7 protein-coding genes are annotated in these 12,491 nt (G+C 30.5%); 4 read left to right on the top strand and 3 right to left on the bottom strand.

The annotated features are described in order from the left end of the window. Position 1: 1 nt before the first annotated feature. A complete protein-coding gene (locus tag AB3G33_RS14215; protein ID WP_367770723.1) occupies positions 2-1,123 on the top strand; it encodes a hypothetical protein in 1,122 nt (373 codons plus the stop codon). 37 nt (positions 1,124-1,160) lie between these two features. Then, positions 1,161-3,671: a DUF4268 domain-containing protein gene (locus tag AB3G33_RS14210; RefSeq protein WP_367770720.1), complete on the top strand. Its 2,511-nt coding sequence runs from the start codon at positions 1,161-1,163 to the stop codon at positions 3,669-3,671. Positions 3,672-4,073: 402 nt separating this feature from the next. Here the strand turns inward: AB3G33_RS14210 and AB3G33_RS14205 are convergent, their stop codons facing one another. Continuing rightward, on the bottom strand, positions 4,074-4,202 hold the full coding sequence (locus AB3G33_RS14205; RefSeq protein WP_367770717.1) for a hypothetical protein: 129 nt from the start codon (positions 4,200-4,202) through the stop codon (positions 4,074-4,076). Between the two features lie 941 nt (positions 4,203-5,143). Between AB3G33_RS14205 and AB3G33_RS14200 the strand changes: the two genes are divergently transcribed. Continuing rightward, positions 5,144-9,961, top strand: coding sequence for a LamG-like jellyroll fold domain-containing protein (locus tag AB3G33_RS14200; protein WP_367770714.1), 4,818 nt, complete (start codon positions 5,144-5,146; stop codon positions 9,959-9,961). A gap of 108 nt (positions 9,962-10,069) precedes the next feature. Then, the gene (locus AB3G33_RS14195; protein ID WP_367770711.1) at positions 10,070-10,735 is read left to right on the top strand and encodes a M15 family metallopeptidase; all 666 of its coding nucleotides are present in this window, start codon (positions 10,070-10,072) and stop codon (positions 10,733-10,735) included. 4 nt (positions 10,736-10,739) lie between these two features. Here AB3G33_RS14195 and AB3G33_RS14190 read toward each other — a convergent pair whose 3' ends face one another. Further along, positions 10,740-11,306 carry a hypothetical protein gene (locus AB3G33_RS14190; RefSeq protein WP_367770709.1) on the bottom strand — a complete coding sequence of 189 codons (567 nt, stop codon included), beginning with the start codon at positions 11,304-11,306 and terminating at the stop codon, positions 10,740-10,742. A 4-nt stretch (positions 11,307-11,310) separates the two neighbouring features. Further along, positions 11,311-12,489, bottom strand: coding sequence for a class I SAM-dependent methyltransferase (locus AB3G33_RS14185; RefSeq protein ID WP_367770707.1), 1,179 nt, complete (start codon positions 12,487-12,489; stop codon positions 11,311-11,313). Between the last annotated feature and the right edge of the window lie 2 nt (positions 12,490-12,491).

Here is a 12,491-nt window from a genome sequence, read left to right as displayed (position 1 = left end):
TATGAAAAAAACTATAAGAAAACCTGAACATTGGCAAGATTTTGAAAGCTTATGTAAAAAGTTATGGGGTGAATTATGGGAAATCCCTTTTGAAATAAAAAAAAATGGAAGGCTTGGACAACCACAATCAGGTGTTGATGTTTATGGAGTTCCAAAAGGAAAAAACAACTATTTTGGAATTCAAGCCAAAGGTAAAGATGATTATTCAAATGCAAAATTAGACCTTAAAGAGATTGAAAATGAGCTAAGCAAGGCTAGGACTTTTGAACCTAAATTAGAGGTATTTATTATTGCAACTACAGCAAATAAAGATAGTAAAACTGAAGAATATATAAGAGTAATTGATGCTGAAAGCAGGGAAAAAGGAAGCTTTAAAATTTTACTTTTTTGCTGGGAAGACATTGCGGATTTAATTGAAAATAACAAAGAAAGTTTTAATTGGTATGTTAATGAAAATAATTTCAGAGAGAAGTTTGACGCGGAAGTTTTTGTAAATGAACTTAATAGATTTGAAGAAACTATTAACCCAAAGTTTGAAAAGACAATTACAAAAAATGTAAGAGGAAACCCTCCTTTAAATATGCGACCATTTATGATAATCTCGCCCAAGGCTTTTTCTCTTTATGGTTCAAATGAAACAAATCATACTTGGTGTATGTTAGATATTATTATTAAAAACACTGGCTCAATTGTAATTGAAGATTGGAAGTTACATTTAGAAATTTCTAATAATGTAGAGAAAATAAGTGATGGATTTAATGTTAATTGGATGCTTTCAGAATCATTAAAAAATATGATGTACGCTAATAGGACTACCTATGAAAATACTGAAGAGAAAAAAATTAAATATTTACCCATAAATAATTCACCACTAATACAGAACGACACTAGAACGTTTTCTTTTTTTATAAAAGCTTTTTCTAATAGAGAAGATATATTAATTAAATGGAATCTATTGGCTAGAGATTTTAGTAAGACTGGGAATATTTTGATAAATAATCAGCCGATTTATATTGAGAAAATAGTAAAAGTTTGGACAAGTAGTGATGACAAGTTAAAAGATGATGAAGAAACTATAAAAGATTATATTACAAATTATAATAAAAAAATCACAAATAATTGAGCTAGGAGATTATTTAGATTGTAGAAAATAAATAACTATGAAAGCAAACGAATTACCAATAATTACCTTCTTACAAGCCGTTAATGTACAATTTGTCATTCCAGTATATCAGCGAAATTACGATTGGAAAAATGAAGAGTGCAAAGAATTACTAAACGATATTATCTCTGTTGAAACTGAAAATAGAGGAACTCATTTTATTGGAAGCATAGTCTTTGTTCACGAAGGTACTTATAGCACCAGCGAAGTAAAAGAATTGGTAATTATAGATGGACAACAACGATTGACTACTATCAATATTTTGTATGTGGCATTGTATCGTTTTGCAAAAGAAAACAGTAAACCACAGGATGCTGACAGATTGTACAATATGTTTTTGACCAATCAATATGTTCAAAATGAATCAAGCAAGTTAAAGCTAAAACAAACAGATACGAATTCATTAGCATTTCAAGCCATAATGCGAGGGACACAAAATGAATTTGGTACATTCTCAAATGTGATTGAGAATTACAACTATTTCAGAAGCGCTATCAACGAAGATAATTTTGAAGTGATTCTAAGAGGTTTAAATCGATTAATATTTGTAGAAATTTCATTAGAAAGAGACAAAGACGATCCCCAGCGTATTTTTGAGAGTTTAAATTCAACAGGATTAGATTTATCCCAATCAGATTTGATTCGTAATTTCATTTTAATGGACTTACCTCCAAAAGACCAAAATAGAATTTTTGAAACCATATGGAACCCTATCGAAGAAAATGCTAAAGACCTAATAAAACAAAGCTCTTTGGTTTCAGAATTTATCAGAGATTACCTAACACTACGCAACAAGAAAATACCCAATAAAAATAAGGTGTACGCGGAGTTTAAAAGTCTGTATTCAAACAAAAAAGAAGAGGCTTACCATCAGGAATTAGAAAACATAAAATCATTATCAATTCACTATAAAAAATTAGTAAACCCATCGACAGTTTCAGATGCAAGCATCAGGAAAGAATTAGAATACATCAATCGTTTAGAAATAAATGTAGCCTACCCTTTTTTATTGCAAGTATTTGAGGATGCAGAAAATGGTTTGCTAAGCAAAGAGGATTTAATAAAAGTCCTGAAATTGATTCAAAGCTACGCTTGGAGAAGGTTTGTTGTAGGTTTACCAACTAATGCCTTAAATAAAATATTTATGAGCCTGTATGCTGAGGTAGATACAGAGGAATATTATGACTCTATTGCTAAAGTGTTAGTTAAAAAGAAAGGAAGTGCCAAATTCCCTAGCAATGAAGATATTAAAACAGCTTTAAAGGATAAGGATTTGTACAACACCCAGCCAAAAAACAGAAATTATCTGTTTGAAATGCTCGAGAACTACAACAACCGAGAACATGTAAATACTACAAATGAAAATATTACAATAGAACACATCTTCCCAAGAAACCCAAATGAAGTTTGGAGTACTGATTTATCATCAGAAGAGTATTTTTTATTCAAGGAAAAACATTTAAATACCATTGGTAATCTTACGCTTTCAGGAAATAATGGAACGCTAAGTAATAAATCATTTCTAGCTAAAAAAGAAATGAATAAAGATGAAGGTGCACAAGGTTATAAGTACAGTAGACTGTGGTTGAACTCTTACCTACAAACAATAGACAATTGGGATGTTTCCAAATATGAAGACCGCTTAAAAAGAATTTATAATAGGTTTTTAAAAATATGGGAATACCCTGATGTTGTAATTCTTGAAAATGAAGATTCTTTAGATGAACAAAACATATTTGATACTGAAAGTCCAAAGAATAAAAAACTAGAATATTTTATTTTTGAAAATACTAAAATTGAAGAGGATACAGTTTCCCAAATGTATGTTTATGTAATTAGAAGCCTTTATGAAAAGAATTCACAATTATTGGTGAATAATCAAGAGGTTTTCAAAATAACAAGAAACACATCTGATTTTAGATCTCCGCAAGAAGTAATTAACGGATGGTTTGTTGAAGCTAACATGGATAGTAATAACAAGTTTAGTAGTTTAAAAAGATTGCTTACCTTGTTTGAAATGGAGGAGGACTTATTAATCAAATATTCTTCAGGAAATGGTAACGAATCAGAACCAAATCGTTTCAATGTTAGAAAAAGGTATTGGCAACAACTATTGCCATTAATAAAAAATACTGCCTTATTTGCTAATGTAAATGCATCTAAAGACCACTGGATAGCTTCAGGGGCAGGTACTGCAGGAGTCTCATTTGCATTTGTTGCAACTAAATCTTATGTAAGAATTGAATTATCCATTCTTACATCAAGTAAAGAAATAAACAAAATGTACTTTAAGAAACTACATAAAAACAAAGAAGTAATAGAACAAGAGTTTGGTAGTACATTTTTTTGGGAAGAACTCCCTGAAAATAAAATGAGTCGTATCAAAATAGAAAAACAAGAGGTCAACTTATTTAATGAATCAGATTGGGAAATAATGAATGAATTTTTAGTTTTAAATCTTCCAAAGTTTGAAAAAGCTTTACAACCTTATATTAAAAATTTGAAATGATAGGCTTGTTTTAAATTTAACTTTTATTTCGAATATTAAACTCAAGCAGTATACATACACCCTTTAAAATATTCCTTTCTATAGAATAACTAAGAGTGTGTTGCAATATTTTAATATAGCATTAATTGCTCTTTTAATCAATTTTAATAAAAATAACTAAATAAATTATTGGTTAAAATGTATAATCAGTTCAGTTATAAATTATAATTTTTTTTCTTTATTTTTTCTTTTTCTATATGAAGGAAAAAGTATAGTACTCCCAACAATGCCCCCCTGATGATATTTTTACATTCGACCCATCCCCTAAGTTTATTTTGTGGACGTAATTACAATTTATCATTAAATTAGTTAAGTTTTCTTATCACGTGCAATCAAGCGGTCTCACTTTGGTCGTTCATTTTGTTACATGATGCTTTTCCAGTCAGTCATTCTTCCTTCCATTCCAAAGAACACTTCACAGCACAAAATAAAAGCAGCTTGAAAATAAGCAGCTATTATTTCAGCTGTTTGTTCATCATTCCACACAATCACTTCCTTCGTTCGTAGGGGCTACTAAATCCAAAATACAGCTTTATTCCGTTCTACTACATTAAAGCAGTATTGTTGTATTTCGCCCCATGTTAATTCAGCGGTTGCTCCTATGACCAGCAGTTGGGTTTGCTCCGTTATCACTTTGCATTAAATTAAGGAACGCTACGCTGTTGTTTATTTTTTCCCAACGAAACGCTCTCAGTATTACATATCACTCCGTAAACTTCGTTCTATTCCCATCCTGAGGCTACTGGTCATTTGCCGCAACAACGCCACATCGCTCCTCATAAAAAATTCCATAAAAATTCCATTTTTTACTGCGGTGCTTGGGGTTGTTATTCCAAACAAGCCTATTTTGTTCTAAGATAAAAAATACAAGCAAATTTAGAGTGCATTCTTCACTTTCAGTCGGTTATTCTTCCCTCCATTCTCGTTCATCATTTCCTCAATTTGTAGAGCTTTCTTTTTTTTCTTTTTTTGTTTTGAAAAAATAGAATACATTTGGATCAAGTTTAACAATAAAATTATTTAACTAGGTTTTTGTTTGCATATAGTTTGCACATCTCCTAATGAAAATTAATAAATGTACTGTTTTCAAGGGTTTAGAAGGATAGAGCACCTGCCTTCTAAGCAGGCGGTCGAAGGTTCGAATCCTTCTGCCTTCACTTAATTACCCTTGTATAATACTAGTAGTCAGTATTTTACAAGGGTTTTTTTTGTTCTAGTTTTAAAGTAGTTACCCGTTTATTTGTAGTGTTTTGAAAGTTGATTCTTTTAAATTTGTTCTAATCTGACTTGATTCTATTTTAGAAAAAATGTTTTTAATCGATTATTTTAGTATTTAGTCGAAATAATTTTGTTTATTTTATTGTTTTTCGTAAGTGTTTTGTTTAATTTTAAGGACTATTAAGTGATATTTATTATAATTAATTACAATCGCCATGAAGTTAAAATTACTCAAAAAACTTTTTTTTATAATTTTGTTACTTAGTTCATTAATTAATTTTGCACAAACAGCAACTATAAATGTAAGTTATGGTAGTCCTGCAATCAATATTTCAAATGGCGGGTCTGTAGCCTTTGGTTTATCTGGTGAAATTGAGTTTTCAGTAACCAATATCCCTACAAATGGAAATCCTACTTTAAATATTCAAAGTATTTCTTCTAGCAATTTAAATTTTGTTATTTCGTCTATTCCTTACATTTCTGATGATAAAATTAAAAAAGGAGATGTTGGTAAATTTAAAATAAAAAGGAATTCGTATAGTTGTGGTACAGGTTCTTCTGTTATTACTATAGATTCAAATATTGGACTTTTTTCTTTTACGGTAAGTTTTGATAATAGACCTTCTATTTCAGTTTTAGGAGGAACGCCAACACAGCCAATTTCTAATGGACAAACAGTACCTACTTCGGCTACTGGAACCTTATTTGGAACGGTTACTGTGGGAGCATCTGCTTCAAGAACGTATGCAATCGTTAATACAGGAACTTGTCCTTTGATATTGGGGAGTTTAACTTGTTTTGGTTATAACCCTTCAACTGGAGTACAATCAGCAGATTTCTCAATAGTACTTCTTACTGCAACTACAATAAATCCAGGTGGTGTTGCGTATTTGATGGTGAAATTCACACCACAATCAACTGGTACTAAAGAAGCTATTATTTCAATTCCTAGTAATGATTCTGCAAATCCTATTTACACTTATGTTGTGAGTGGTGAAGGATATGACCCAACTATAACAGGTCCGGGAGGAGGAAATCCTGATTTTAGACTTTGGCTTAAAGCTACAAGAGGAGTTAATTTAGCTACTGGGGTAAAGATCCCTTTATGGAAGGATTTAGGATCTCTTGGAAAAGATGCGTCACAAACTACGATTGCAAATCAGCCCACTTTTATTGATGCAGCCAGTGGCAATATAAATTACAATCCTGTTGTGAAATTTCAAAATGATGGTTCAGGAATTAGTCAATTTTTATACAATATTGATAATGGATATTATACCCATGAAACTTTTATAGTAATGGAGCCAGATGTTACTATTGATGGATCTACATCGCCTATGACAATTATTTCAGGAACTTCGGCAGCAAACCCATCTTATCCTATAATTTCAGGTGAACATACTGGAATTGGATTTGGAAATTTTTCAACTCGTTTAACCAATGAAAGATTATGGTTTAATCAATGGCAAACAACTACGACTACTCCTTATTTTAGTACTGGAGACGTAATAGGGAATTATTCTAAAGCAGGAATAATCAATACTAGAAATAAAACAACTACTGCTTCAGATGGTGTCGATTTACTGTTTAATACAAATACAGTTGGAACTTTGGTTAGTTCAAGTGTTAGCTTTTCTAATTTGGGTTATCTTGATGGATCAACTTGGAAAGGTACTCCATATAATATTGGTAAAAATATAAATAGCGGGACGAATTATGGGAATCTAAATGGTAGGGTCGCAGAAATATTATCATATGCTTCTCGTGTTTTAGATGGGAATCGTCCAAAGATTGAAACATATCTTGCTATAAAATATGGAATTACTTTAGGAATTAATGGTACAAGTAAAGATTATATTAATTCTGCTGGGGGAATCATTTGGAATAGTACTTCAAATGCAGGTTTTAATTATAACATTGCTGGAATAGGTAGAGATATAGCATCAGATTTATATCAAAAACAATCAAGAAGTTCCAATGACAATAATGAGGTAACAATTGGTTTAGGGGTCATTGCAAGTACCAATAGTGCTAATATCAATGAATTTGTAATAGATAAAAATTTTTTAGTTTGGGGTTCAGATAACGGTACTTATTCTGCGGGTAGTTCAAATGTTACAACAATACGTACTGGTTTAACTAGTTCAGTAACTAAAATTAATAAAAAATGGAAAGTGGTAGAAACTGGAGGAGATGTTGGGAATGTATTTGTTGGGATTCCGGTAGCAGCTTTTAGTGCATTTTCAAAATTAGCAACAGAAGAATATGCATTGATTGTTAGTGACAATAGTGCGTTTAATGATGGCGACATAGTTGATGTAATTCCACTAAAATCCGATGGTAATGGTAATTTACAAACTTGGTATGATTTTGACGGAACTAAGTATTTCACTTTTGGTAAAGTGCCTAAAGTTGAATCTAAAGAATTGGTAAGTATTGGAGCTAGTAATTTTTTAGTAGGTGAGTATGCTTTGAATCTTAATAGTGGTTCTTTTACTATTGGTTTTTGGTTGAGAAATGACGGTACAGTAGCTGCTAATAAAACCATAATGAGTAAAGGAATTAATTTAGAATTACGATTAAATTCCGCTAATAAAATTGAAGCTTTATGGGACGGTAGTTTGAAATTTGTTTCAAATACTGCAGTTGCAGATGGAAAATGGCATAATATAGTAGCAATTTACTATCTAGGTAGTGCAGATCTTTATATAGATGGAGTATTGGATTCATCCACTTTTAATCTTCAAAATCCAACACCTAATTATTCAAGATATTCTGTAGGTGCACTTTATGTAAATAAAAACGATATTAGAACTCCATTTTATGGTGAAATTGATGAAATTCATATCTGGGATACGGCATTAACATCAAATCAACTCAATTATTTGATGAATCAGGAAATTAATAAATTTGTTGATAATACTGCTGATGGTGCCATATTACCACATAATATTTCCAGTAATGAGATTAAATCAATTCCTTGGACTACATTAAAAGCCTATTATGATTTTAATACATTTTATGGAACAACCATTGAAGGATTGACAGATGAACGAAATTTTTTAAGAATCAAATATCTAAATAAAAATAAAATTATAGCTGGGGTTCAAACCGCTCCATTGCCCTATGAAACTATCGCTGACGGTGCATGGAACGATTCGTCTATTTGGAAAAATGGCGCAATTCAAACTATTCCTAATGCAGTTTCAATTGTTAATGTTGGACTAACAGTAAATGGAAACATTGTAAAAATTAAACATAATGTAACTTCTACCGGAAATAAAACAGTTTTAGGATTGTTTGTGGAAGGTACAGACGCAACTACTTATAAAAAATTATCAATTAATAACGATACTAAAATACAAATTTCACATTATTTAAAATTGGATGGTTTAATAGATTTAACTGGGCAATCCCAATTAGTTCAAACTTTGAATAGTGAGCTCGATGTTTCAAGCATAGGTTTTATAAAAAGAGACCAACAAGGAACGGTAAATAAATATAATTATAACTATTGGTCTTCTCCTGTAGGACCTATAAATGGTACGGCAATTAATAATAACTATACCGTAGATGGTGTTTTTAAAGATGGAACTACAACAACTCCGTTAGCGATTAATTGGGTTTCTGGTTATGATGGTAGTGCATCCCCTTTAAGCCTTGCAAGGTATTGGTTGTATAAATTTGAAAACGGTTCTGAATATGCTAATTGGATTCATTTTATTGAAACGGATCCCATTCGACCTTCTCAAGGATTTACATTAAAAGGAGCTGGTGTTTCTGGATCTACCCAAAATTATACATTTAAGGGAAAACCTTTTAATGGATTAATAAATAGCAATACGGTTTTGGCAGATAATTTATTTTTGGTAGGTAATCCTTATCCTTCTGCTTTAGATGCTTTTGAGTTTATAAGAGACAACATTTCTGTTGCAAATGGAGGAAATAATTCGGTAAATATAATTGATGGAACGCTTTATTTTTGGCAACATTCCCCTAGCAATGGCACTCATATATTGTCAGGTTATACAGGAGGATACGCGACATTGACTTTAGTAGGAGGGGTTGCCCCAGTTGCGCCGGTGGGGATTAGTGGTGTGGGTACCAGTACTAAAATTTCATACCAGTATATTCCGGTTGGACAAGGTTTTTTTGTAAATGGAGATGTGAGTATTGGTACTTCAGAACCAATTATCTTTAATAATAATCAACGGGCTTTTGTTAAAGAAAGTGACGTGGATGATTTGTCAGTTCCAATTTCTAATACTTTATTTAAGAATAGTGTTTCAAATAAAACTAAAAAAACAGATCATTTTAATGATAATAGTAATGATATCGTATATAATAATTATAACACTAAAATTAGATTGGGCTTTAACACCGTTAATAAATTCCACAGAGAATTACTTATAGGATTTATGAATGAGTACGCAACCGATGGTGTAGACGTAGGGTACGATGCATATCAAATTGACACTCAAGATAATGATTCTTATTTTTTAATTAATAATTTAGAATATACTATACAAGGAGTTGGATCGTTTGACACATCAAAAACATATCCGTTGGGAGTTGTAGTTGATACACCAGGAGCTGTTCAGTTTATGATTGATGCAGTAGAATTCTTACCTTCAAATACTAATATAAGTATTCATGATAAAGAAACATCTACTTATTACGATATCACAAATGGGACTGCTGAAATTGATTTAGTTGCAGGATCTTATAACAATCGATTTGAATTAACATTTGAAACGGCTAAGACGCTTGCTGTTGAAAAGAATGAATTAAAGAATTCGAATTTATTGATTTATAATAATGACTTGGAAAAGAAGATAAATATAACTAAAAAAGCAGATGTAATAATTGATGAAGTTTCAATATATAACATTCTTGGTCAAAAATTAATTGGAGTTGACAATTTATCAGGTTTAGATACAATTGAAATTCCTTTCAATGTACAACGAGGAACTTATATTGTAAAAATTAATACTAATAAAGGAATGATAAGTCAAAAAGTTTTAAAAAAATAAAGATATATTTTCCGTAATTAAAACAAAAAAAACGCTAACACTAGCGTTTTTTTTGTTTTACTATTTAAATCACTTCAAATGTTTTATTTTTATAAAAAAAATATATTTATGAATTCTTCTTTTAAACTTGGTTTTTTAATAGGTTTCTTTTTATTATTTATTTCTTGTAAAGCACAAGTTGCTATTCCTAACAAACAGATAAAAGATATAGTACTAGTAAACGACACCACATTTGTAAATTTAAAGGATTATAGTACTGATTTTGCTTATGATATGAAATATGCTACCGAGGATAATTTTTTAAAAGCCAAAGTGTATGATTGTGCCGAGTGTTTTCTAAGAATGAAAACGGTAAATGCAATCATAGAAGCTAATAAATTGTTCATGGATCAAGGATATAGAATTAAATTCTTTGATTGTTACAGGCCTTTAGATATTCAAAAAAAGATGTGGCAAATAGTTTCCAATCCAAAATATGTTGCTGATCCAAGTAAAGGATCAATCCATAATAGAGGAGGTGCAGTAGATATCACTTTAGTTGACAAGCGTAGCGGAAAAGAACTTGAAATGGGAACTCCTTTTGATTTTTTTGGAGAAGAAGCCAGTCATGGTTATTCTAATCTTTCAAAAAAAGTTATTAATAACAGGAAACTGCTAAAAAGAGTAATGGTAAAAGCTAATTTCAATTCCTTTGATTCAGAATGGTGGCATTATAATTTAAAATCGGCTTTAAATGATAAAGTATCCAACGTAAAATGGAGTTGTGTAGAATAATTATTTATTCTACACAACGTAAGTTTTTGATGAAATACGTATCAGGTTCATACACTTGACTGTTTAGTTCTGATTTAAACTCTTTCCTAATTACATAGTCCTCACTTTCCGTTAAATATTTTATTCTCATCATCGAAAATGGTGAGCTTTTTAAGTCTTCTAAACTTCCTTTCATAAACATAAATATTCCAGAGGTTACCCGATTGTCAAAACCATTCTCATCTCTAAGCATAGTTCCACAATTTTCTTGATCGATATGTATCATGGTAATTATTTTACCATTATTTAATTGTAAGAATAATTTTGAATTTTTATCAAAGCAATTTGCTTTAAGAAAGCCTTTACTTTTTTGAATGAGTTGCACATTTAATGTTGGCAATCCGTCGGTTAATGCCAATGAATAAAAAATATAACTGGAGTTTCCGGCAAAAATTTTCTCACTCATTAAGTATTCTTTGGTCGATTTGTAAGTTCCTATGGAGTCAGTGACGTTTGAGCTATAATCACAAGGTGTTTGAGCAAATAAATTTCCAGTAAATAAGAAGAATGCTATTACAATTAGTTGTTTCATTTTATTATATTTTGTTGCAAATTAAAACTATTTTATTGTTATTTTCATCAGTAGTAAAAAAACAATATATATTCCCACCTTCTTTTATTTTCCATTTTTTTCGAATGGTTTCGACTGTATCTGGAAAATTACGAGTAGTGATGTTGGCTTTAGTGTTGGATAGAAAGTTTTTCATTTCTGTTTTGCTATAAGAAAAGCAGTTTTGAATTAGAAAAATTCTACCAGGAAAATCTATTTTTTCTTGAGAAGTGTATAAATGAGAATGTTTATGTAATTTATTTAAACTAAAAAAAACAGCAATTTCATCAAACCCTCCTGATTTCATTATTGCACTATTGGGTTCGTACAAATATTTTTGAGGTAAGGCGTAACTTGGAATGACGCCTTGTTTATTGAAAACAAATTCAAAAAAGTCTGTTTTATCTTTTAGAATATTAACTGTTTTAATAGTTGTTTCCCCAAGGTAGTCTTTGTGTAATTCCCATAATAATTCTTTTACTTCATTGTCAACAGCTACAATATGGATTGTTTGTACATGCTTTAATTCCGATAATCCGGCTGATAGATCAAGTAAAGGGGCTGTTTTTATAAGAATAGCATTTGAGTTTTTAAAATAATAATCAAGATTATCAGGAACATTTGGCAAACAATCTTTAAGCATAAAAACTTTTCCTTTGGCATCGTTGCGTCTTGAAGGGTCAATATATATCCAATCCCATTTGCTATTAAATGATTTTAAGGTCTCTAAACTGTCAGCTGCATAACAACTAATATTTTTAGTATTTAATTGCTCAAAATTATGTTTAACAATAGATGAAAGTTCGGGATTAATTTCACAATGAGTGACCGCTGTAATTTTTTTTGCAAAATAATAATCATCGACACCAAAACCACCTGTAAGATCAATTAACTTTTCTCCTGAAACTAAAGTACTCTTGTAAACTGCTGTTTTTTCAGATGAGGTTTGTTCAACAGAAATTTTGCTAGGGTAAATTATATTTTTAGTGTTAAACCAAGTTGGTAATTTATCTTTTGATTTTGTTTTGGCTTCTATTTGATTCAAAATTGTAATCCATTCAATAGTAGGAAAAGGGTTTCTTTGAAGCGCTAATTTTGAAATTGGTACTTCTAAATTTTTGTCAATAAATTCTTGAATTTCAGTATCTAAAATGGAATGTTGCAATT

The organism is Flavobacterium sp. WC2421, from assembly GCF_040822115.1.
In the GTDB taxonomy this organism is placed as follows: Bacteria; Bacteroidota; Bacteroidia; order Flavobacteriales; family Flavobacteriaceae; genus Flavobacterium.
This window is presented reverse-complemented; position numbering and strand designations above follow the sequence as displayed.

Excerpts from the sequence above, each read along its gene's own strand:
- AB3G33_RS14215 (WP_367770723.1), top strand. The coding sequence starts at position 2 with ATGAAAAAAACTATAAGAAAACCTGAACATTGGCAAGATTTTGAAAGC.
- AB3G33_RS14210 (WP_367770720.1), top strand. The coding sequence starts at position 1,161 with ATGAAAGCAAACGAATTACCAATAATTACCTTCTTACAAGCCGTTAAT.
- AB3G33_RS14200 (WP_367770714.1), top strand. The coding sequence starts at position 5,144 with ATGAAGTTAAAATTACTCAAAAAACTTTTTTTTATAATTTTGTTACTT.
- AB3G33_RS14195 (WP_367770711.1), top strand. The coding sequence starts at position 10,070 with ATGAATTCTTCTTTTAAACTTGGTTTTTTAATAGGTTTCTTTTTATTA.
- AB3G33_RS14190 (WP_367770709.1), bottom strand. The coding sequence starts at position 11,306 with ATGAAACAACTAATTGTAATAGCATTCTTCTTATTTACTGGAAATTTA.